The organism is Streptomyces sp. NPDC045967, assembly GCF_056430495.1.
Window position 1 is genome coordinate 114,583 of sequence record NZ_JBWKLE010000005.1, and the last position, 22,714, is coordinate 137,296.

18 protein-coding genes are annotated in these 22,714 nt (G+C 72.3%); 11 read left to right on the forward strand and 7 right to left on the reverse strand.

Features of this window, described 5'->3' with window-relative positions:
• Positions 1–35: 35 nt before the first annotated feature.
• From AC07FY_RS13375 to AC07FY_RS13405, 7 genes are all read left to right on the forward strand, one after another.
• Positions 36–1,208: a sensor histidine kinase gene (locus AC07FY_RS13375; protein WP_479004808.1), complete on the forward strand. Its 1,173-nt coding sequence runs from the start codon at positions 36–38 to the stop codon at positions 1,206–1,208.
• Between the two features lie 636 nt (positions 1,209–1,844).
• Entirely contained in the window at positions 1,845–3,218 is a 1,374-nt protein-coding gene (locus AC07FY_RS13380; RefSeq protein WP_479004811.1) for a sensor histidine kinase, read from the forward strand.
• Positions 3,219–3,546: 328 nt separating this feature from the next.
• Positions 3,547–4,206, forward strand: a complete 660-nt coding sequence (locus tag AC07FY_RS13385) for a response regulator transcription factor (protein ID WP_479005467.1) — start codon at positions 3,547–3,549, stop codon at positions 4,204–4,206.
• 147 nt (positions 4,207–4,353) lie between these two features.
• Entirely contained in the window at positions 4,354–6,297 is a 1,944-nt protein-coding gene (locus AC07FY_RS13390; protein WP_479004814.1) for a 2-oxoacid:acceptor oxidoreductase subunit alpha, read from the forward strand.
• Complete coding sequence (locus tag AC07FY_RS13395) at positions 6,290–7,357, forward strand: 2-oxoacid:ferredoxin oxidoreductase subunit beta (protein ID WP_479004817.1); 1,068 nt, start codon at positions 6,290–6,292, stop codon at positions 7,355–7,357. Before AC07FY_RS13390 ends, AC07FY_RS13395 begins: the two co-directional genes overlap by 8 nt.
• A 230-nt stretch (positions 7,358–7,587) precedes the next feature.
• The gene (gene rarD, locus AC07FY_RS13400) at positions 7,588–8,565 is read left to right on the forward strand and encodes an EamA family transporter RarD (protein WP_479004820.1); all 978 of its coding nucleotides are present in this window, start codon (positions 7,588–7,590) and stop codon (positions 8,563–8,565) included.
• Between the two features lie 236 nt (positions 8,566–8,801).
• Positions 8,802–10,118: a M28 family metallopeptidase gene (locus tag AC07FY_RS13405; RefSeq protein ID WP_479004823.1), complete on the forward strand. Its 1,317-nt coding sequence runs from the start codon at positions 8,802–8,804 to the stop codon at positions 10,116–10,118.
• A gap of 25 nt (positions 10,119–10,143) precedes the next feature.
• Here AC07FY_RS13405 and AC07FY_RS13410 read toward each other — a convergent pair whose 3' ends face one another.
• The 4 genes from AC07FY_RS13410 to AC07FY_RS13425 all read right to left on the reverse strand — a co-directional run bounded on the left by AC07FY_RS13410 (position 10,144) and on the right by AC07FY_RS13425 (position 13,322).
• Complete coding sequence (locus AC07FY_RS13410) at positions 10,144–10,554, reverse strand: hypothetical protein (RefSeq protein ID WP_479004825.1); 411 nt, start codon at positions 10,552–10,554, stop codon at positions 10,144–10,146.
• Positions 10,551–10,754 carry a ribbon-helix-helix domain-containing protein gene (locus AC07FY_RS13415; RefSeq protein ID WP_242438685.1) on the reverse strand — a complete coding sequence of 68 codons (204 nt, stop codon included), beginning with the start codon at positions 10,752–10,754 and terminating at the stop codon, positions 10,551–10,553. The genes AC07FY_RS13410 and AC07FY_RS13415 overlap by 4 nt, the downstream gene beginning before the upstream one ends.
• Positions 10,755–10,863: 109 nt before the next feature.
• On the reverse strand, positions 10,864–12,075 hold the full coding sequence (locus tag AC07FY_RS13420; protein ID WP_479004828.1) for a LolA family protein: 1,212 nt from the start codon (positions 12,073–12,075) through the stop codon (positions 10,864–10,866).
• 236 nt (positions 12,076–12,311) lie between these two features.
• Positions 12,312–13,322, reverse strand: a complete 1,011-nt coding sequence (locus AC07FY_RS13425; protein WP_479004831.1) for a polyprenyl synthetase family protein — start codon at positions 13,320–13,322, stop codon at positions 12,312–12,314.
• A gap of 273 nt (positions 13,323–13,595) precedes the next feature.
• On the opposite strand from AC07FY_RS13425, the gene AC07FY_RS13430 reads away from it, so the two are divergent.
• On the forward strand, positions 13,596–15,611 hold the full coding sequence (locus tag AC07FY_RS13430) for a CocE/NonD family hydrolase (protein ID WP_479004834.1): 2,016 nt from the start codon (positions 13,596–13,598) through the stop codon (positions 15,609–15,611).
• 116 nt (positions 15,612–15,727) lie between these two features.
• Here the strand turns inward: AC07FY_RS13430 and AC07FY_RS13435 are convergent, their stop codons facing one another.
• Positions 15,728–16,534 carry an HAD family hydrolase gene (locus tag AC07FY_RS13435; RefSeq protein ID WP_479004837.1) on the reverse strand — a complete coding sequence of 269 codons (807 nt, stop codon included), beginning with the start codon at positions 16,532–16,534 and terminating at the stop codon, positions 15,728–15,730.
• Between the two features lie 141 nt (positions 16,535–16,675).
• Between AC07FY_RS13435 and fahA the strand changes: the two genes are divergently transcribed.
• The 3 genes from fahA (at position 16,676) to AC07FY_RS13450 (ending at position 19,399) form a co-directional block, all read left to right on the forward strand.
• On the forward strand, positions 16,676–17,899 hold the full coding sequence (fahA, locus tag AC07FY_RS13440) for a fumarylacetoacetase (RefSeq protein WP_479004839.1): 1,224 nt from the start codon (positions 16,676–16,678) through the stop codon (positions 17,897–17,899).
• 197 nt (positions 17,900–18,096) lie between these two features.
• A complete protein-coding gene (locus AC07FY_RS13445) occupies positions 18,097–18,708 on the forward strand; it encodes a hypothetical protein (RefSeq protein WP_479004841.1) in 612 nt (203 codons plus the stop codon).
• A gap of 112 nt (positions 18,709–18,820) precedes the next feature.
• The gene (locus tag AC07FY_RS13450; RefSeq protein ID WP_479004844.1) at positions 18,821–19,399 is read left to right on the forward strand and encodes a hypothetical protein; all 579 of its coding nucleotides are present in this window, start codon (positions 18,821–18,823) and stop codon (positions 19,397–19,399) included.
• 67 nt (positions 19,400–19,466) lie between these two features.
• Here the strand turns inward: AC07FY_RS13450 and nuoN are convergent, their stop codons facing one another.
• Both nuoN and AC07FY_RS13460 read right to left on the reverse strand, forming a co-directional pair.
• Positions 19,467–21,113 carry an NADH-quinone oxidoreductase subunit NuoN gene (nuoN, locus tag AC07FY_RS13455; protein WP_479005470.1) on the reverse strand — a complete coding sequence of 549 codons (1,647 nt, stop codon included), beginning with the start codon at positions 21,111–21,113 and terminating at the stop codon, positions 19,467–19,469.
• A gap of 5 nt (positions 21,114–21,118) precedes the next feature.
• Positions 21,119–22,714, reverse strand: coding sequence for an NADH-quinone oxidoreductase subunit M (locus AC07FY_RS13460; RefSeq protein ID WP_479004847.1), 1,596 nt, complete (start codon positions 22,712–22,714; stop codon positions 21,119–21,121).

Sequence of the window (22,714 nt, forward strand, 5' to 3'; positions counted from 1 at the left end):
GGCGCCGGCGAACGGCCCTTGACAGGCTGTGCCGCATGACCACGAGCCATGACCTCCCCGACAACGACCGGCCGCCCCCCGTCCGGGCCGTCTTCAGCGCCGTGACGTGGAAGGAGATCGCCCATCTGGTGAGCAACCTGCCGCTGGCGGTGGTCGGTTTCGTCTACGCGGTTGTCATGGTCGCCGGGACGGGCGGTCTGTCCGTGACCGCGATCGGACTTCCCCTGCTCGCATGTGGTCTGTGGGTGTCTCGTCAGTTGGGACGGCTGGACCGGGCGCGGGCCCGGGTCCTCTTGGGCGTACGGGTGGACGAGCCGACGCCGATTCCCGGCCCGGGTCGGGCCGGCGGGTTCTTCTCCTGGCTGTGGACGAGCATCAAGGACCCGGTCGGCTGGCGGACGGTGCTGTACCAGCTGGTCCGGCTCCCGTGGGGGGTGCTCACCTTCACGGTAGCCCTGACCGGGCTGTTCGTGCTGTGGCCGGTGCTGCCGTACGTGGTGCGGCTGCTGGCGAACGCGGATCGGGCGATGGTGCGGGGGCTGTTGTCGCCCTCCGACGACCTGGAGCGGCGGATCGCGGAGCTGGAGTCGGACCGGGGCGTGGTCGTCGACACGGCGGCGGCCGACCTGCGGCGCATCGAGCGGGACCTGCACGACGGGGCGCAGGCGCGGTTGGTGGCGCTGGCGATGGGGCTCGGCCTGGCGAAGGAGAAGCTGCTGGAGGACCCGGAGGGCGCGGCGACGATGGTCGACGAGGCCCACGGGGAGGTGAAGCTGGCGCTGCAGGAGCTGCGGGACTTGGCGCGGGGGATCCATCCGGCGGTGCTGACCGACCGGGGGCTGGACGCGGCGCTGTCGTCGGTGGCGGTGCGGTGCGTGGTGCCGGTGAAGGTGGCGGTGGATCTGCCGGCGCGGCCGGCGGCGGCGATCGAGGGGATCGCGTACTTCGTGGTGTCGGAGCTGCTGCAGAACGTGAGCAAGCACGCCGGGTCCGCTGCGCGGGGCGCCAGTGTGGAGGTGTGGCGGGCCGGGGAGCGGCTGCTGATCCGCGTGTCGGACGACGGGCGGGGCGGGGCGGATGCGTCTCGGGGGTCGGGGCTGGCGGGGCTCGCGGAGCGGTTGGGGGCGGTGGACGGGGTGTTCGTCGTGGACTCGCCGGTGGGGGCGGGGACCGTGGTGACGGCGGAGTTGCCGTGGCGGGGGCGGTAGGGGTGGCTGAGCGGTGGGTCCCGTCCGGGTGGACGGGGCCCTTTTGTGTTCTGGGTCCGGGGTGGGGGTGGGTGGTTGCGGGGATGGCGGGGGTGTGTGCGGAACCTGAGCGGGGTGCGTACGCTGCCGCGCCACTGCCGGGGCGCCGCCCCGGACCCCGCGCCTCAATCGCCGGCGGGGCTGATCTTGCCGGAGCGGGGGGCCGGGCGGGTGAGGCGGTGGGAGGACCTGAGCGGGGTGCGTACGCTGCCGCGCCGCTGCCGGGGCGCCGCCCCGGACCCCGCGCCTCAATCGCCGGCGGGGCTGATCTTGCCGGAGCGAGGCCGGATAAGCGCGGCCCAGTACGCGGCCAAAGGTGCGCCTCGGCAGCGTCCCGCGCTACTGCCGGGGCGCCGACCCCCAGCCCCGCGCCTCAAACGCCGGCGGGGCTGATCTTGCCGGACCGAGGCCGAACAGCGGCGGCCCGAACCGCAGAGGCGGGGCGGGGCCGGATGAGCGCCGCCCAATAGGGGGCCAATGGTGCGGCCCGGGAGCGGCGTGCGGTGCCGGGCCGGTGCCGGGGGACCGCCCCCGGTGGCGGAGGGCCAGGGCCTGGTGGGTGGGGTTATCCCCCCGTTGGGGAGACCTACGGGCCGGATGGTTTCGGGGTGGGGGGCGCGCGAGGGTGGAGGGGTGGCCGAGACGGGAAGGGCGGGGTCGGAGATGGAAGACCGTGTGGATGGGGGGCTGCGCGCTGTGGTGCGGGCTCCGGTGGCCGGGCGGACCTGGCGGGAGTTCGGGTACCTGCTGGTCGGGCTGCCGCTGAGCGTGCTGTATTTCTCGCTCGCCGTGACCGGCCTGAGCCTCGGCGCCGGGTTGCTCGTCACCTTTCTCGGGGTTCCGGTGCTCGCCGGAGTGCTCGCCCTGTGCCTCGGGTTCGGGCGGGTGGAGCGGGCCCGGGTGCGGGGGCTGCTCGGGGCCGAGGTCGCCGGGCCGGTCCCGGTTCGGGCCGGGAAGGCCGGAGCGGTGGCCGCCATGGGGGCGCTGCTCAAGAGCGGCAGTGCCTGGCGGCACGTGCTGTACTCCCTGATCCACTTCCCGTGGGCGGTCTTCGGTTTCTGCACGGCGGTGGTGTTCTGGACGGCGGGGTGGTCCTTCCTGCTGTACCCGGTCTGGTTCTGGGTCTTCCCGGCCTACACCGACCAGCCCGGGCTCCAACTCTTCCAGAACGGCTCCTACTCCTTCTTCCTGGACTCCCCCGCCGAGATCGCCCTCACCTGTGCGGTCGGGGCGGTCTTCACCCTCGCGACGCCCTGGGTGCTGCGGGCGCTGACCGCCGTCGACCGGGTGTTGGTGGGCGGGCTGCTCGGGCCGTCGCGGCTGGCCGGCCGGGTCACCGAGCTGGAGTCCGACCGGGGGGTGGTCGTGGACACCGCCGCCGCCGATCTGCGGCGCATCGAGCGGGATCTGCACGACGGGGCGCAGGCACGGCTCGCGGCCCTGGCGATGGATCTGGGGCTGGCGAAGGAGAGGGTGACGCAGGACCCGGTGGCCGCCGCCCGGTTGGTGGAGGAGGCCCACGGAGAGGTGAAGATCGCCCTGCAGGAGCTGCGGGACCTGGCGCGGGGGATCCACCCGGCGGTGCTGACCGACCGGGGGCTGGACGCGGCGCTGTCGTCCGTGGCGGCGCGGTGTGCGGTGCCGGTGAAGGTGGCGGTGGACCTGCCGGCGCGGCCCGCGGCGGCGATCGAGGGCATCGCGTACTTCGCGGTGTCGGAGCTGCTGCGCAATGTGAGCAGCCACGCGGACGCCAGGGTCGCCGGTGTGGACGTGTGGAAGTCCGGCGACCGACTGCTGGTGCAGGTCTGCGACGACGGCCGCGGTGGGGCCGGGATCCGGCGCGGGGGCGGTGGCGGCGCCGGGCTCGCGGGGCTGGCCGAGCGGCTGGACGCCGTGGACGGGATCCTCGTCGTCGACTCCCCCGAGGGGATGGGGACCACCGTGACCGCCGAGCTTCCGTGGCGGGTGTGAGAGACCCCGACCAGTTCACCGATCACGGATCACCGATCACCGGCCACCGGGCCACCGGGCCACCGGGCCACCGGCCAGATCACCGACCCGATCAGCGATCACCGGCCACCACCCAGAGGCACCGGTCCGGGCCGACGCGTCGGCCCGGGCCTTCGTGCGCTTTCCGGCCCGCGCGTCCGCCGTCCGGCTCCCGCCGGCCCCTCCCGCGCGGCCGCAGCCACTCGTTGTCCCGGGTCTGCCTGGATCCGGCCTCGAGGCTGGGATGCTTGGCTGCGTCAGGGAGTGCGGGATGAGTGGACGCGGGAGCTGCTGAATCGTGGAAGACAGGGTGCGGGTGGTCATCGCCGAGGATTCGGTGCTGCTGCGGGAGGGCCTGACCCGGCTGCTGACCGACCGGGGGCACGAGGTCGTGGCGGGTGTCGGGGACGCCGACGCCCTGATCAAGACCGTGTCGGACCTCGCGGCGCAGGACGAGCTGCCGGACGTGGTGGTGGCCGACGTACGGATGCCGCCGACGCACACCGACGAGGGCATCCGGGCCGCCGTACGGCTGCGCCGCGACCACCCGGGTATAGGGGTGCTCGTGCTGTCGCAGTACGTGGAGGAGCAGTACGCCACGGAACTGCTGGCCGGTTCCACGACCGGGGTGGGCTACCTGCTCAAGGACCGGGTGGCCGAGGTGCGCGAGTTCCTGGACGCGGTGGTGCGGGTGGCCCGGGGCGGTACCGCCCTGGACCCCGAGGTCGTCGCCCAGCTGCTCGGGCGCAGCCGGAAGCAGGACGTGCTGGCGGGGCTGACGCCGCGCGAGCGCGAGGTACTGGGCCTGATGGCCGAAGGACGCACGAACTCCGCCGTGGCGAAGCAGCTGGTCGTGAGCGACGGTGCGGTGGAGAAGCACGTCAGCAACATCTTCATGAAGTTGGGCCTGTCGCCGAGTGACGGGGATCACCGGCGTGTACTGGCCGTTCTCACCTATCTGAAATCTTGATCGACTGACACTCTGTCAGATACGGCATACCGGTCGGGCCGTCTCGAAGGGCGGTCCAACGGTCCAGAATGTGGCCGCCCCGGAAGAGCTGACCGTCGTAGGGTTGGTTCTGTGGGGGTGCCCACGCCTCGAAGGAGGTCCAGTTCAGTGACCAGCCAGGTCAGTAGCCCAGCCGAGCAGGCCGACGGGGCTGGGGGTGCGGCTGTCGCAGGGCAGCGCACCCCGGCGAGCCCTGGCGGCAAGGAAGTCCGCCGTCTCGATCGCGTGATCATCCGGTTCGCGGGTGACTCGGGTGACGGCATGCAGCTCACCGGTGACCGGTTCACCTCGGAGACGGCGTCGTTCGGGAACGACCTCTCGACCCTCCCGAACTTCCCCGCCGAGATCCGGGCGCCCGCCGGAACCCTGCCGGGCGTGTCCTCCTTCCAGCTGCACTTCGCCGACCACGACATCCTCACGCCCGGCGACGCCCCGAACGTGCTGGTCGCGATGAACCCCGCCGCCCTGAAGGCGAACATCGGCGACGTGCCGCGCGGCGCGGAGATCATCATCAACACCGATGAGTTCACCAAGCGCCCGATGGCCAAGGTCGGCTACCAGACCTCCCCGCTCGAGGACGGCTCGCTGGCCGCCTACAACCTCCACCCCGTCCCGCTGACCACCCTCACCGTCGAGGCGCTGAAGGACTTCGGGCTCTCCCGCAAGGAGGCCGAGCGCAGCAAGAACATGTTCGCGCTGGGCCTGCTGTCCTGGATGTACCACCGGCCGACGGAGGGCACGGAGAACTTCCTGCGGCAGAAGTTCGCCAAGAAGCCGCAGATCGCCGAGGCGAACGTGGCCGCCTTCCGGGCGGGCTGGAACTTCGGCGAGACGACCGAGGACTTCGCGGTCTCCTACGAGGTCGCCCCGGCCACCCAGGCCTTCCCGACGGGCACCTACCGCAACATCTCGGGGAACCTGGCCCTGTCCTACGGCCTGATCGCCGCCAGCCGGCAGGCCGACCTGCCGCTCTACCTGGGCTCCTACCCGATCACCCCGGCCTCGGACATCCTGCACGAGCTGAGCCGGCACAAGAACTTCGGCGTGCGGACCTTCCAGGCCGAGGACGAGATCGCGGGCATCGGCGCAGCCCTGGGCGCGGCCTTCGGCGGAGCCCTGGGCGTGACCACCACCTCCGGCCCCGGTGTGGCGCTGAAGTCCGAGACGATCGGCCTGGCGGTCTCCCTGGAGCTGCCGCTGCTGATCGTGGACATCCAGCGCGGCGGGCCCTCCACCGGCCTGCCGACCAAGACCGAGCAGGCCGACCTGCTCCAGGCCATGTACGGGCGCAACGGCGAGGCACCGGTGCCGATCGTCGCCCCGCGCACCCCGGCGGACTGCTTCGACGCCGCCCTGGACGCGGCCCGGATCGCGCTGACCTACCGGACGCCGGTCTTCCTGCTCTCCGACGGCTACCTCGCCAACGGGTCCGAGCCGTGGCGGATCCCCGACATCGCGGACCTGCCCGACCTCACCACCCAGTTCGCCTCCGGCCCCAACCACCGGCTGGCTGACGGCACCGAGGTGTTCTGGCCCTACAAGCGCGATCCCGAGACCCTGGCCCGCCCGTGGGCGGTCCCCGGCACACCCGGTCTCGAGCACCGCATCGGCGGCATCGAGAAGCAGGACGGCACCGGGAACATCTCGTACGACCCGGCCAACCACGACCTGATGGTCCGCACCCGGCAGGCCAAGGTCGACGGCATCCGGGTCCCCGACCTGGAGGTCGACGACCCCGACCGGGCCCGCACCCTGGTGCTCGGCTGGGGCTCCACCTACGGCCCGATCACGGCCGCGGTCCGGCGGCTGCGCACGGCCGGTCACCCCGTCGCGCAGGCCCATCTGCGCCACCTCAACCCCTTCCCGAGGAATCTCGGCGAGGTCCTGGAGCGTTACGACAAGGTAGTGGTGCCGGAGATGAACCTCGGGCAGCTCGCCACCCTGATCCGGGCGAAATACCTGGTGGACGCCCAGTCCTACAACCAGGTCAACGGAATGCCGTTCAAGGCCGAGCAGCTCGCGACGGTCCTCGAGGAGGCCATCAATGACTGAGGTGACCGACGCCCCGACCCTGCTGTCGCTGGTGCCGAAGGCCGAGGCGGCGCAGTCGGCCAAGGACTTCAAATCCGACCAGGAGGTCCGCTGGTGCCCCGGCTGCGGCGACTACGCCGTCCTGGCGGCCGTGCAGGGCTTCATGCCCGACCTCGGCCTGGCGAAGGAGAACATCGTCTTCGTCTCCGGCATCGGCTGCTCCTCCCGCTTCCCGTACTACATGAACACCTACGGGATGCACTCGATCCACGGCCGCGCCCCGGCCATCGCCACGGGCCTGGCCACCTCGCGCCGCGACCTGTCGGTCTGGGTCGTCACCGGTGACGGCGACGCGCTGTCCATCGGCGGCAACCACCTCATCCACGCCCTGCGGCGCAACGTCAACCTCAAGATCCTGCTGTTCAACAACCGGATCTACGGTCTGACGAAGGGGCAGTACTCCCCCACCTCCGAGGTCGGCAAGATCACCAAGTCCACCCCGATGGGCTCGCTGGACGCGCCCTTCAACCCGGTGTCCCTGGCCATCGGCGCGGAGGCCTCGTTCGTGGCGCGGACAGTGGACTCCGACCGCAAGCACCTCACCGAGGTGCTGCGCGCGGCCGCCGACCACCAGGGCACCGCGCTGGTGGAGATCTACCAGAACTGCAACATCTTCAACGACGGCGCCTTCGAGGTGCTGAAGGACAAAGACCAGGCGCAGGAGGCCGTGATCCGGCTGGAGCACGGGCAGCCGATCCGTTTCGGCGGCGACGGCCGCAAGGGTGTCGTCCGCGACCCGGCCACGGGGGACCTCCAGGTGGTCACGGTCACCGCCGAGAACGAGTCGCGGATCGTCGTGCACGACGCGTACGGCGCGAGCCCCACCACCGCCTTCGCGCTGTCCCGCCTCGCCGATCCCGACACCCTCCACCACACCCCCATCGGGGTGTTCCGGAGCGTCGAGCGGCCCGTCTACGACACCCTGATGTCCGACCAGCTCGACACGGCCGTCGACCGCAAGGGCAAGGGCGACCTGGCGTCGCTGCTGGCCGGCGGCGACACGTGGACGGTCGTGGGCTGACCCGCGCCCCGCGCCCCGCGCCCCGCCCGGACGCAGCCGCCGGCCCCGTGCACGGCACCCGTACGACGCGGGCACCCGAGCCCGGACCTCGCAGGAGGTCCGGGCTCGGGCGCGTTCCGGGGCCGCGGGCGGCCGCCGGCGCGACCCCGCCGCTCGCCGGGCGTTCCGCCGAATGTCATGAGTATCTCGGGCGAACGGGCATGACATTCGAGTCGTACGGCGCTACCGTCATGAGGTTGGCTGAAAGTCGTACAGGAGGCCCCGTGAAGCCAGTGACCGACCAGCGCGCGGGTTTGCTCCACGGATTCGGCGCGTACGGAATGTGGGGACTCGTCCCGCTCTTCTGGCCGCTGCTCCAGCCGTCGGGAGCCGTGGAGATCCTGGCCCACCGCATGGTGTGGTCGCTGGCCGTGGTGAGCCTGGCGCTGCTCGTGCTGCGCCGCTGGGCCTGGATGCGCCAGCTGCTGCGCGAGCCCCGCAAACTCGCGCTGACCGCGCTGGCCGCCTCGGTGATCAGCGTGAACTGGGGCCTGTACATCTGGTCCGTCAACAACGGCCACGTCGTCGAATCGAGTCTCGGCTACTTCATCAACCCGCTGGTCAGCATCGCCATGGGCGTGCTGGTGCTCGGCGAGCGGCTGCGCCGGACGCAGTGGGTGGCGGTCGGCATCAGCTTCGTCGCGGTGCTGGTGCTCGCCGTCGGCTACGGTCGGCCGCCGTGGATTTCACTGGTCCTGGCCTGCTCGTTCGCCTCCTACGGGCTGATCAAGAAGAAGCTCAACATGGGCGGCCTGGAGTCGCTGGCCGCCGAGACGGCCGTGCTGTTCCTGCCCGCCCTCGGCTACCTGCTGTGGCTCGGCGCGCAGGGCCAGTCCACCTTCGCCTCGCAGGACGCCGGACATGCGCTCCTGCTGGCCTCGACCGGGCTCGTCACCGCGATCCCGCTGGTCTGCTTCGGGGCGGCGGCGATCCGGGTCCCGCTGTCCACGCTCGGGCTGCTCCAGTACCTGGCCCCGGTGTTCCAGTTCGGGCTCGGCGTCCTGTACTTCCACGAGGCGATGCCGCCCGAGCGCTGGGCCGGCTTCTCCCTGGTGTGGGCCGCACTCGCGCTGCTGACCTGGGACGCGTTGGGCAGGGCCCGCCGCTCGCGGGCCGCGCTCGCCGCCGCGATGCCGCCCGTCCCCGCCCCGGAGCGCGAGCCCGCCTAGCCCTCCGGCAAGAGACCCGCGCCGGGGCCGCACCAGCGGCCACCCGGCCCCCACGATCCCCGTTACGGAAGTTCCGTAACGGGGATCGTCCGTTTTCCGAACACCCCTGACCGAATTGTGGTCTTGACGGACCGTCACGCTCTCACTGACCATCGGGCTCGCACAGACGCACTATCGCTCACCCGCTCTATCCCCATCGTTCCGTCACATCCCCGCGGAATCCCCGGAGCCCCCACATGAGCCTGTCCGTCTCCCGGCGCCTCGCCGCCGTGACCGCCTTCGCGGTCGCCGGCCTGTTCGCCGCCACCACTCCCGCCGCGCTGGCCGCCCCGACGGCGGTCGCCGCGGCGCCGACGCCGCCCGACATCCCGCTGGCCAACGTCAAGGCCCACCTCACCCAGCTGTCGACCATCGCCGCCAACAACGGCGGCAACCGGGCCCACGGCCGGACCGGCTACAAGGCCTCGATCGACTACGTGAAGGCCAAGCTCGACGCGGCCGGCTTCACGACCAGCCTGCAGACCTTCACCTCCAGCGGCGCCACCGGCTACAACCTGATCGCCGACTGGCCGGGCGGCGACCCGAACTCGGTCCTGATGGCGGGCGCGCACTTGGACTCGGTGTCCTCCGGCGCGGGCATCAACGACAACGGCTCCGGCAGCGCGGCCGTGCTCGAGACGGCCCTGGCGGTCTCCCGGGCCGGTCTCCAGCCGACGAAGCACCTGCGGTTCGGCTGGTGGGGCGCGGAGGAGCTGGGCCTGGTCGGTTCGAAGTACTACGTGAACAACCTGCCGGCCACCGAGCGCGCGAAGTTCTCCGGCTACCTGAACTTCGACATGATCGGCTCGCCGAACCCGGGCTACTTCGTCTACGACGACGACCCGACCATCGAGCAGACCTTCAAGACCTACTTCTCGGGCCTCGGCGTCCCGACCGAGATCGAGACCGAGGGCGACGGCCGTTCGGACCACGCCTCGTTCAAGAACGTGGGCATCCCGGTCGGCGGCCTGTTCACGGGCGCCAGCAACACGAAGTCCTCGGCGCAGGCGCAGAAGTGGGGCGGCACGGCCGGCCAGGCGTTCGACCGCTGCTACCACTCATCCTGCGACGGCACGGCGAACATCAACGACACCGCGCTGGACCGCAACTCCGACGCCATCGCCTACGCGATCTGGAACCTCGGCGCGGCCACACCGGTCCCGCCGGGCCCGTCCTTCGAGAACACCGCCGACGTGAACATCCCGGACTCCCCCGGTGCGGCGGTCACCTCGCCGATCACCGTCTCGGGCGTGGCGGGCAACGCTCCGGCCACCACCAAGGTGGACGTCAACATCGTCCACACCTACCGCGGTGACCTGGTGGTCGACCTGGTCGCTCCCGACGGCACCGTCTACAACCTGCACAACCGCAGCGGCGGCAGCGCCGACAACCTCATCCAGTCCTACACCGTGAACGCCTCCTCCGAGGTGGCCAACGGAGTCTGGAAGCTGCGGGCCAGGGACGGGGCCGCGCAGGACGTCGGCTACATCAACAGCTGGAAGATCACCTTCTAGCCGACGGCCCGGTCCGCAAGCCGGTCTAACGGCGGTCGGAACCACGCGAGGCGGGCTGCGGGTCCTGTATGCGGGCCCGCAGCTCCTCGGCGACCGCCCCGATGTCGGCGCGGCCCAGCTTCGCCGCCTCGACGAGATCGCCCAGCACCTCGGGCGAGGGCAGCTGACTGGCCCCGGCCACGCGCAGGTACGAGCGGGTCGCGGCGGCGGCGTAGAACTCGTTCATCGGGGATTCCAGCGCCGGGCACACCGCGAGGGTGTGCAGGAACGCGGCGGCCCGCCACGCGGTGTCCGGGGCGGGCTGTTCGGGGACCAGGACGAGGTCGTTCTGGTGCCGGGCGACCGCGGCGGCCACCCCGGAGGGGTCCCACACGGCGGGATCGGACGGGAGATGGTGGGCCAGAGCGGTCCAGGCCCACTCCATGGTGATCTTCAATTGCCGAAACGCTCCTGGAAGTAGCCCCAGTGGTCGGCGAACTCCTCGATGCCGGACAGGAAGTTCTGCCGGTCGTCGTCGAGTTCGCGTTCCGTGACCTCGGTGATCAGCGCGGTGACCGTCGTGCCCAGCGCCGCCGCGCGCGCCTTCAGGCGTTCGTGGAACTCTTCGTTCAGGCGGATGGTGACGTGTCTCGACATGCCCAACACCGTACAGCGGCCCTGCTGTACGGGGTACGGGAACGCCGGAAGGGTGGGCAGGGACACAGTCCCCGCCCACCCTTCCGCGGCGTCGCGGCGCCCGCGCGGACTACCGGGCGGAATCCGCCGTCTTCACCAGCTGGTCCTTGGTGACCGCGCCGACGTAGACCTTGCCGTCGTCGGTGATCAGGGCGTTGACCAGACGGGTGGAGAAGACGCGCCCCTCGCCGAACTTCCCGGAGACCTTGCCGCCGAGGGAATCCAGGAACTGCTTGGCCTCCTTGGGGGCGTTCTTGTCGTTCTCCAGGTCCTTGAGGTTCGTGCCGGCCCCGGTGTCGATCCGGGCGACCGTGGCCCAGCCCTCGCCGAGGACCTTCACCTCGCCCTTGCCGTTCGCCCCGTCGGCGAGGGCGTCCAGGCCGGGGAAGGACTCCAGGGCCTTGAACTCCTTGCCGTGCCCGTCCCGGCCGGCCCCGTCCGCGCCCTCGGTCACCTTGGCGCCCTTGGGCGGGGTGAACGCGAACGTGTCGGCGGCCGGCTTGGCGAAGTCCACCTTGGTGAAGCCCGCGTCGACGATCGGCTTGCCGCCCTCGGAGGACAGCAGCTGCACGCGCAGCGGCACGCCGTTCTTCGCGTCGACCGCGATCTGCACCGAACCGACCGTGGAGCCGGCCTGCTTGGGCTTGAGCACCAGCTGGTAGGCGTCGCGCCCGGCCACCTGGGCCGTCTCGCCCACGCCGACCTCCGTGGTGGTGCCGGCGGCCTTCAGGACCTCCTCGGCCAGCTGCTGGGGCGAGGCGGCGAGCCGGTCGGCCGCCTTCCCGTGCTCCGGGGTCCCGCCGCCGTCCTGGCCGGCGGGGGCCTTCTCGTGGAAGACCTCGTTCGACTTGGAGGCGTAACCCCACACGTCGGCGCCGTTGTGGATCAGGCTGTACTCGTCCTTGCCGTCCAGGAAGGTCAGCTTCTGGCGGTCCGGGCCGTCGGCGGCCACCCGGAAGGTGTGCGTCCCGTTGGCCAGCTGCGCGACCTTGTCCTCCGGAGCGGCGGAACCCCCCGCCATGCCCCCGCCGCCGCCGAGCAGCCCGCCGGCGATCTTCGGCAGGCCCAGGTCGGTGCTGATCCTGGCGGTGCCGGACAGCTGCTGCACGTCCGAGGCGGCGATCTTCTCGATGAGCTGCTGCGCCGTCACCTTCGGCAGGTCCGGGCCGCCGGCATTGGCGAAGGCCGGGACCATCGCGACGGTCGCCGCGGCCACACCCGCCACCGCGACCGGTACGGCGTACCGGGCGACCTTGCGAGAAGTCTTCGTGTTCGCTGACATGTCAGTGCCCTGCCCTCTGTGTCGACGGCGGCGACCCCCGTGTCGCCGCGCTCACCCGATCTGGTGGGGTTTGATGACTCCATCTGACCAAAACGGCGGCCGCAAAGCGTCAGTCCCCGGACGCAAGTGGACGTACGACCGTGGGATGACACGGAACGGGCCCCCCCCCGCCCCGACCCGTAGGGGTCGCCATGGCGGAAGGGCCCGTCGGCCAGGCGGGACTTCGACGACAGGGCCTAGCCGGCGCGGTGCACCACCGCGTCGCAGAGTTCCTCCAGCGCCGACTTGGCGAAGCACTCCGGCAGGGGGGCCAGCGTGGCCCGGGCGTCCTCCGCGTAACGGATGGTGTCCCGGCGGGCCCGCTCCAGCGCGGGGTGCGCCCGCAGCCGGGTCAGCACCTCGGTGTGACGTGCATCGTCCGTCAGGTCCCCGTCCAGGAGCCGTACGAGTTCCAGGTCCTCGGGGGCGCCGTCGCGGGCCGCCATCTCGCGCAGCCGCAGCACGGGCAGGGTCGGGATGCCCTCGCGCAGATCGGTGCCGGGAGTCTTGCCGGACTCGTGCGCGTCCGAGGCGATGTCCAGGACGTCGTCGGCGAGCTGGAAGGCGGTGCCGAGCCGCTCGCCGTACTGCGTGAGGATGTCGACGACCGACTCGTCGGCGCCGGCCATCAGCGCGCCGAAGCGGCCGGAGACGGCGATCAGCGAGCCGGTCTTGCCGGCGATGACGTCGAGGTAGTGCGCGACCGGGTCGCGGCCGTCGCGTGGGCCGGCCGTCTCCAGGATCTGGCCGGTCACCAGCCGCTCGAACGCCTCGGCCTGGATGCGGACCGCCTCGGGGCCGAGGTCGGCCAGGATGTGCGAGGCGCGGGCGAAGAGGAAGTCACCCGTGAGGACGGCGACGGAGTTGCCCCAGCGGGCGTTGGCGCTCTCCACCCCGCGGCGCACGTCCGCCTCGTCCATGACGTCGTCGTGGTAGAGGGTGGCCAGGTGCGTCAGCTCCACGACCACGGCGGAGGGCACGATTCCGGGGGCGTAGGGATCGCCGAACCGGGACGCGAGCATCACCAGCAGCGGGCGGAAACGCTTGCCACCGGCCCGCACCAGGTGCTGTGCGGCCTCGGTGATGAAGGGGACTTCGCTCTTGGTGGCTTCCAGCAGACCCGCCTCGACGGCGGCCAGTCCGGCCTGGACATCGGTCTCAAGAGCCTGGTCCCGCACGCTCAGTCCGAACGGCCCGACGACGGTCACGAGGGGTACTCCTGTCTGCTGACGATCACGTAGACGATCACCTGGATTGTCGATGTGTCGCTGCCATCACTCAACCCAGCGTATCGGGTCCGTTTTCGATCACCGAGAGCGCCTGTCCGGTCGCCGCCCGCGCAGCGCCCGAAGAGCACCGGTATGTTCGACAGGAGGCGAATCAACCGGAGAATACGCTTTGTCCCGCAGGTCGCCGCCTGGTGATCGCGCTCGCTCCCTGGCCGCGGCGCACCGCGCAGCCCGTCACGAGGTGGTTGCCGAATGATCGTCCGCACCGATTTCCCGTACGGGACCACCCGCGAGGACGTCCGGATCCCGCTGTCCGACGGGGTGGAGCTGCACGCCCGGATCTGGCGCCCGGTGACCGCCGAGCCCGTGCCGGCGCTGCTGGAGTACCTCCCCGGCCGGCTCACCGACCGGACCGCGCCCCGCGACGGGCAGCGCCACCCCTGGTACGCCGGGTTCGGCTACGCCTCGGTCCGCGTCGACGCGCGCGGCCACGGGTGCAGCGCGGGCCGGCCGGGCGGCGCGGACGACACCCGTGAGCTCGCCGACGGGGTCGCGGTGATCGAGTGGCTGGCGGAGCGGCCGTGGTGCACGGGCGCGGTGGGGATGTTCGGCATCGGCCGGGGCGGTTCGGACTCCCTGCGGATCGCGGCCCTGGCCCCGCGACCGCTGAAGGCGGTCGTCACCGTGTGCTCCACGGACGGCCGGTACGACAACGTCGGGCCCCACCTGGGCGGTTCCGTGCCGGCCGGCGACATGCACGCGCGGGCGGCCGCCCTGCTCGCCTGCGCCGCCCTCCCGCCGGACCCGCGGTACGCGGGCGACGGCTGGCGCGCGCAGTGGCTGGACCGGCTGGAATCGGTCGAACCGCTGATCCACACCTGGCTCTCGCACCAGACCCGCGACGCGTACGGGCGCCACGGCAGCGTCGGCGAGGACCACACGGCGATCCGCGCGGCGGTCCTGGCGGTGGGCGGTTGGCACGATCCCCACCGGGACACCGTGCTGCGGCTGCTCGCCGCGCTGCCGCCCTCCCGGGTGCGCGGCCTGATCGGCCCGTGGTCCCACCAGTACCCGGACGGCGGGCTCCCGCCCGGTCCGGCGATCGGCTTCCTCCAGGAGACCCTGCGCTGGTGGGACCACTGGCTGCGCGGCGAGGACAACGGCGTGCCGGAGGAGCCGGCGCTGCGCGCCTGGATCAGCGGCTCGCACCCCCCGGCCACCTCCTACGAGGAGCTTCCCGGCCGCTGGGTCGCCGAGACGGCCTGGCCGTCGCCGTCGGTGATCCCCGTGGCGTACGGGTTCCAGGGCGCCCCGGTGGCCGTCGCCTCTCCGCAGCACACCGGGCTGGACGCGGGCCGCTTCCTCCCCTCGGGCGCCGGCGCCGACCTGCCGCCGGACCAGCGGGAGGAGGACGCGAAGTCGGCGTGCTTCGAGTTCCCGGTGGCCGACGGGGAGCCTCTGGAGATCCTCGGCCGGCCCTCGGTGACGCTGCGGCTGCGGCTGGACGTGCCGTACGGCCAGGCGGTGGCCCGGCTGTGCGACGTGGCCCCCGACGGCTCCTCGACGCTTGTCACCCGGGGCGCGCTGAACCTGTCCGCGCGGCAGGGCCGGGACCGGGCCGTGCCGTGGCCGGTGGGCTCCTACGAGGAGGTCGCCTTCGAGCTGAACGGCATCGGGCACGCCTTCGCGCCGGGGCACCGCATCCGGCTCGCGGTGTCGTCCGCGTACTGGCCGTGGATCTGGCCGCGAGCCGGGTCCGAGGCCGGCTGGACCCTGGACCCGGCGGGGAGCGCGCTGACCCTGCCGGTGCGGGCGGCTGCCGCCGGCGGCGGCGCGGCCGAGGAGGGGGTCCGGTTCGAGGCGCCGGAGCAGGCGGAGCCGCTGGGAGTGGCGCTCCCGGCCACGCTCGACGAGCCGCGGCCGGAGCGGCTGGTCGTACGGGACGTGGCGCGCGGGACGTGGCGGCTGGAGGTCGATCCCGGGGGCGGGGGCACGCGGGTGTACCCGGACGGCCTGGAGTCCGGCGAAGAGGCGCTGGAGGTGTACGAGATCCAGGACGGGGACCCGCTGTCGGCCCGTACCCGCTCGGACCGGTCCGTCCGGCTGCACCGGCCGGAGCGGGGGTGGGACGTGCGGATCCGGACCCGGTCGGAGATCCGCTGCGACGCGGGCGGTTTCCTGACGTCGGACGAGGTGGTGTGCCGGGAGGGGGACGAGGTGGTCTTCCACCGCACGTGGGAACGCCGGCTGCCGCGGACGGCGGGCTAGCCGGGTCGGTGGCCACTGGCCGCGCGGCCGGTGGCCCTGGCGGGCCACCCGGGGCTCCGCCCCAGGACCCCGCGCCTGGAAACGCCGGCGGGGCTGAGCTTCGGCCGCCGCCGGCGTCAGACGTACAGCCGCTCCAGGACCACCGCGATGCCGTCGGCCTCGTTGGAGAGCGTCACCTCGTCGGCCACCGCCAGCAGCTCCCGGTGGGAATCGGCCATGGCCACCCCGTGCGCCGCCCACGCGAACATCGGCACGTCGTTCGGCATGTCGCCGAACGCGATCGTCGCGGAGGGGGCCAGGCCCAGCACGTCCGCCGCCCGCGCGAGCCCGCTGGCCTTGTCGATGCCCGGCGGCTGGAGCTCCACGGTGTGCTCGCCCGCCATGGTGACGTTCACCAGGTCGCCGACCACCCCCCGCGCCACCCGCGTCAGCTCGTCGTCGTCGAGAAGGGGGTGCTGGAGCAGCACCTTGTTGATCGGGGCGGACCACAGGTCCGACCGGCGCGGCACCCGTACCGTCGGCAGGTGCGGGTGCCACATCCGGTAGCCCGGCCCTATCAGCATCTCCGCGTCGACGCCCTCCTGGTTGACCGCCGCGTAGACCTCGCCGATCTCCGCCTCGATCTTGCCGAGGGCGACCTCGGCCAGCCCCCGGTCCATGGACACGGAGTGCAGCAGGCGCCCGCGCGCCGCGTCGTACACCTGCGCGCCCTGCCCACACACCGCGAGCCCCTCGTAACCCAGACCGTCCAGCACGTGCCGGACCTGGGGGACCGGGCGGCCGGTGACGATGATGTGCTGCGCGCCCGCGGCGCGCGCCGTGGCGAGGGCCGCGTACGAGCGGGCGGAGACGGTGTCCCCGGCGCACAGCAGAGTCCCGTCCAGGTCAGTGGCGATCAAGGCATAGGGGAGGGCGGAAGTCACGGCGCCAAGGATACGGACCCCGTTGGACAAGTCCTACAAATAGCGCCCGAATCCGGCCTCCCGCAGGCCCCACCAGCCACGTAACGTGTCAACCAGCCATCGGGACACCCCCGGACCGCGTCGAAAGCGAGGCAGCACCCCATGCCCCAGCAGAGCCCCCTCGATGTTCCCGAGGGCGACCCGTTCGGGCCGCACAACCTCCCCTACGGCGTCTTCTCGACCGCCGGGGAGGACCGCCGCCGGATCGGTGTGCGGATCGGCGGACACGTGCTGGACGCGGGGGCGGCCGCGGCAGCGCTCGGTTCCCCCTACGCCGGACTGCTCGGGCGGTCCTCGCTCAACCCGCTGCTGGCCGCCGGGCGCACCGCCTGGCGCGACGTGCGCCGCGCGCTGACCGCGTGGGTGACCGACCCCGGCCACCGCCCCGCCGTGGAGCCGCACCTGCTGCCGCTGGAGGAGGTCACGCTGCACCTGCCGTACGAGGTCGCCGACTACGTCGACTTCTACGCCAGCGAGCACCACGCCACCAACGTCGGACGGATCTTCCGGCCCGACGGGGACGCGCTCACCCCCAACTGGAAGCACCTGCCGATCGGTTACCACGGGCGGTCGGGCACCATCGTGGTGTCCGGGACGGACGTCGTACGGCCCTGCGGCCAGCGCAAGGCGCCCACCGACCCGGCGCCGGTCTTCGGCCCGTCGGTCAAGCTCGACATCGAGGCCGAGGTCGGCTTCGTCGTCGGGACCCCCTCCGAGCTGGGCCGCCCGGTCGCGCTGGGCGACTTCGAGGACCACGTCTTCGGGCTCTTCCTCCTCAACGACTGGTCGGCGCGCGACATCCAGGCCTGGGAGTACGTGCCGCTCGGCCCCTTCCTCGGGAAGTCCTTCGCCACCTCCGTCTCCGCCTGGGTGACCCCGCTGGAGGCCCTGGACGCGGCCCGAGTGGCCCCGCCGGCGCGGGACTTCCCCCTGCTGCCGTACCTGGACGACGCCTCCGCCGACCGTCCCGGCGGCTTCGACGTGCGCATCACCGTCTCCATCAACGGGACGGAGGTGGCCCGGCCGCCGTTCGCGTCGATGTACTGGACCGCCGCGCAGCAGCTCGCGCACATGACCGTCAACGGCGCGTCCCTGCGCACCGGTGACGTGTACGGCTCCGGCACCGTCAGCGGGCCCGAGACCGGCCAGCGCGGCTCGCTGCTGGAGCTGACGTGGAACGGGCGCGACGCGCTCGAGCTCGCCGACGGCAAGCGGACCTTCCTGGAGGACGGGGACACCGTCACCCTCACCGCGTGGGCGCCCGGCCCCGGCGGCACCCGGGTGGGCCTGGGCGAGGTCACCGGCCGCATCGCGGGATCCCGCTAGCCCGGCACACGGAGCCGGCGGGGCGGCGGGCCCGGCGGATCCGGCGCCGCGCGCGGGCGGGCGCCCGTACGCCGGGCGGTGTGCGCCCGTACGCCGGGCGGGCGGCGTGTCCGGGTGCACCGGCCTGCCGCCCGGCCGGAGGGCGGGGCGTGGGCGATGCTCCTGGGGCTTCGACCCCGCGATCCAGGAGTCCCCCGATGGCCTCTCGTACCGGCATGTCCGCCCTGGCCCTCGCCGCAGCGGCGGCGCTCACCCTTCCGGCGGCGCCCGCCGCGGCCCACCCCGGCCCGAACGCAGGTCCGCACACCGGCCCGTACGCGCACACCGGCCCGTACTCCGACCCCCGCACCGGCCTCGCGGCCGCGACCGGTCTCACCCGGGCGGCGCTGGCGAGCTCCCGCTACCTGCGGGAACCCGCGGCGACCGCCGCCGGGTACGTGCCCGACCGGTACTGCGTGGCCGACCCGGCGGGCGGCGGGGCCGTGGGCTACCCGCACTTCAACCACGCCCACGACGACTCCCTCGACCCCGAGAAGCCCGCCGCGCTGCTCTACGAGGACGACGACACGGGCCGGCGCAGGCTGGTCGCCCTCGAATGGGTCGTCACGGACCGGGACGGCAGGGTGGAGACGGACGACGACCGGCCGAGCCTCTTCGGACAGCCCTTCAAGGGACCCATCCCGGGCCGCTTCAAGGGCCAGAAGGTGCACTACGCCCTGCACGTGTGGCTCTGGAAGCCCAACCCCGCCGGCCTGTTCGCGACGTTCAACCCGGACCTGCGCTGCCGCCCGGGGACGACCAGGCCGTGACCCCCGTTCGGAGGCGCGCCGCGTGCGGACGGCCCGGTGGGCCGGGATGGTGAACGCACGCAGCCGCCGAACCCGTCGTACCCCGTTCCCCCCACCGCGAGGAGCCGCCGCCATGCCCGTACGTCCCCTCAAGCCCCTTCTCGCGTGCGCGGCCGCCGCGGCGCTCGGCCTGGCCGCCGTGGCCCCCGCCCACGGCGTCGAGGGGCCCGCGCCCGACCCGCGCGACCACCGGGCCATGGCGGACATGGCGAGGGCGGTCCGGGCGACGGCCAAGTACGCGGACGAGCGGGAGGCGCTCAAGGACGGGTACGTCCCGCACGGCAAGGAGTGCATGTCCAACCCGTTCGGGGTGGGCGCCATGGGCTACCACTACGTCAAGGCGGCCCACTGGGGTTCGACGGACCCCGCCAGGCCGACCGCGCTCCTCTACAGCGCCGAGAAGGACCGCAACGGCCGCCGCAAACTGCAGGCCGTGGAGTGGATGTCCACCGACCGCGACCAGGACCTCACCACCGCCGACGACCGGCCGAGCATGTTCGGCCTGCCCTTCGACGGGCCCATGCCCGGCCACTGGACGGGCATGCCCAAGCACTACGACCTCCACATGTGGGTGTACGAGAAGAACCCGGCCGGCCGCTTCCACAACTGGAACCCGAACATCAAGTGCTCCGGGCAGATGACCCACCCGTAAGAGCGCGTACCGGGGCCCGGCTCCCCCGAAGGGAGCCGGGCCCCGGTACGACCCGCACGACAGCCCGTCAGCGGACGAACGTGCTCGCCTGCCCCGCCAGGTCCAGGAAGTACTGCGGGGCCACACCCAGGACCACGGTCACCGCGACGCCCACCGCGATCGTCGTCATCGTCATCGGCGAGGGGACGGCCACCGTCGGCCCGTCGGTCTTCGGCTCGCTGAAGAACATCAGGACGATCACCCGGATGTAGAAGAACGCGGCGATCGCGGACGAGATCACACCGACCACGACCAGCGCCCCGGCGCCGCTCTCCGCCGCCGCCTTGAACACGGCGAACTTGCCGGAGAAGCCCGACGTCAGCGGGATGCCGGCGAAGGCGAGCAGGAACACCGCGAAGACCGCCGCCGTCAGCGGCGAACGGCGGCCGAGCCCCGCCCACTTGGACAGGTGGGTCGCCTCCCCGCCCGCGTCCCGCACGAGCGTGACCACCGCGAAGGCGCCGATCGTCACGAAGGAGTAGGCGCCCAGGTAGAACAGGACGGACGAGACGCCCTCCGCGGAGGTCGCGATCACACCGGCCAGGATGAAGCCCGCGTGCGCGATCGAGGAGTAGGCGAGCAGCCGCTTGATGTCGGTCTGCGTCACGGCGATCACCGCGCCGGCCAGCATCGTGACGATAGCGATGCCCCACATCACCGGCCGCCAGTCCCACCGCAGGCCGGGCAGGACCACGTAGAGCAGCCGCAGGAGGGCGCCGAACGCGGCCACCTTCGTGGCCGCCGCCATGAAGCCGGTGACCGGCGTCGGGGCGCCCTGGTAGACGTCCGGGGTCCACATGTGGAAGGGCACCGCGCCGACCTTGAAGAGCAGGCCCATCAGGATCAGCGCGGAGCCGATCAGCAGCAGCACGTCGTTGCCCATGGTCGCGGCCAGCGCCGGGTCGATCTTCGTGACCGTGCCGTCGACCACGTCGGAGATCGCCGCGTAGGAGACGGAGCCCGCGTACCCGTAGAGCAGCGCGATGCCGAAGAGGAGGAAGGCGGAGGAGAACGCGCCCAGCAGGAAGTACTTGACCGCGGCCTCCTGCGACATCAGCCGCTGGCGGCGGGCGAGGGCGCAGAGCAGGTACAGCGGGAGGGAGAAGACCTCCAGCGCGATGAACAGCGTCAGCAGGTCGTTGGCCGCCGGGAAGATCAGCATGCCGGCGATCGCGAACAGGGCGAGGGGGAATACCTCGGTGGTGGTGAACCCCGCCTTGACGGCGGCCTTCTCGCTGTCGCTGCCCGGTACGGACGCCGCCTGGGCGGCGAAGGAGTCCACCCGGTTGCCGTGCGCGGCCGGATCCAGGCGCCGCTCGGCGAAGGTGAAGACCGCGACGACCGAGGCCAGCAGGATGGTGCCCTGCAGGAACAGCGCCGGTCCGTCGACCGCGATCGCGCCCATCGCCGCGATGTGCGCCTTGGTGGAGCCGTACCCGCCGGCCGCGAGGCCGACGACCGCCGCGAAGGCCGAGGCCAGCGCGGCGACGGTGAGGAACACCTGTACGTAGTAGCGGGACCTGCGCGGCACGAATGCCTCGACGAGGATCCCGAGGATCGCCGCGCCCACCACGATCAGCGTGGGCGCGAGCTGCGCGTACTCGATGACCGGCGCCGGGATCCGGTCGACCGGCGCCTCGGCCGCCAGCGGCCACAGGCTGTGGGCGGAAGTCAGGGTGCTCACTTCGCCGCCTCCACTTCAGGTGCGGGGTCGGTCTGCTTCACGTCCGACATGGTGTGCTGCACCGCCGGGTTGACGATGTCGGTCAGCACCTTCGGGTACACGCCCAGTCCGATCAGCAGCGCGATCAGCGGGGCGACCACCAGCACCTCCCGCAGGCGCAGGTCCGGCATGGTGCGGACCTCCTCCTTCACGGGGCCGGTCATGGTGCGCTGGTAGAGCACCAGCGTGTAGAGCGCGGCCAGCACGATGCCGACGGTGGCGATGATCCCGACCACCGGGTACCGGGCGAAGGTGCCGACCAGGACCAGGAACTCGCTGACGAAGGGAGCGAGCCCGGGCAGGGAGAGGGTGGCCAGGCCGCCGATGAGGAAGGTGCCGGCGAGGACCGGCGCCACCTTCTGCACACCGCCGTAGTCGGCAATGAGCCGCGAGCCGCGCCGCGAGATCAGGAAGCCGGCCACCAGCATCAGCGCCGCCGTCGACAGGCCGTGGTTGACCATGTAGAGCGTCGCGCCGGACTGCCCCTGGGACGTCATCGCGAAGATGCCGAGGACGATGAACCCGAAGTGCGAGATGGAGGCGTAGGCGACGAGCCGCTTGATGTCCCGCTGCCCGACCGCGACCAGCGCGCCGTAGATGATGCTGATCAGGGCCAGGACCAGGATCACCGGCGTGGCCCACTTGCTGGCCTCGGGGAAGAGGCCGAGGCAGAAGCGGAGCATCGCGAAGGTGCCGACCTTGTCGACGACCGCGGTGATCAGGACGGCGACCGGGGCGGTGGACTCGCCCATCGCGTTGGGCAGCCAGGTGTGCAGCGGCCAGAGCGGGGCCTTCACCGCGAACGCGAAGAAGAAGCCGAGGAAGAGCCACCGCTCGGTGCTGGTCGCCATGTCGAGCGTGCCCGCGGCGCGGGCCGCGGTGATCTCCTGGAGGGAGAAGTTCCCGGCGACCACGTACAGCCCGATGACGGCGGCCAGCATGATCAGGCCGCCGGCCAGGTTGTAGAGGAGGAACTTGACCGCCGCGTACGAGCGCTGCGCGGCCGCGTTCTCCTCGGAGCCGCCCGCCGCGGCCGCCGAGTGGGAGGACGTGGCCCGGTCCCCGAAGCCGCCGATGAGGAAGTACATCGGGATGAGCATGGCTTCGAAGAAGATGTAGAAGAGGAAGACGTCGGTGGCTTCGAAGGAGATGATCACCATCGCCTCGACCAGCAGGATCAGCGCGAAGAAGCCCTGCGTGGGCCGCCAGCGCCGGCTCTTGGTCTCCAACGGGTCGGCGTCGTGCCAGCCGGCGAGGATGATGAACGGCATCAGGACCGCGGTGAGCCCGATGAGCACCACCCCGATCCCGTCCACGCCCAGCTCGTAGCGGACACCGAAGTCGGCGATCCAGGAGCGGGATTCGGTGAGCTGGTAGCGGTCGCCGCCGGGCTCGAAGCGGATCGCGACGAGCACGGCCAGGGCCAGGGTCGCCAGCGAGAAGAGCAGGGCGAGCCACTTGGCGGCGGTCCGCCGGGCGGCCGGGACGGCCGCCGTCAGGATCGCTCCGACCGCGGGGACCGCGGCCGTCAGCGTCAGAAGCGGGAAACTCAT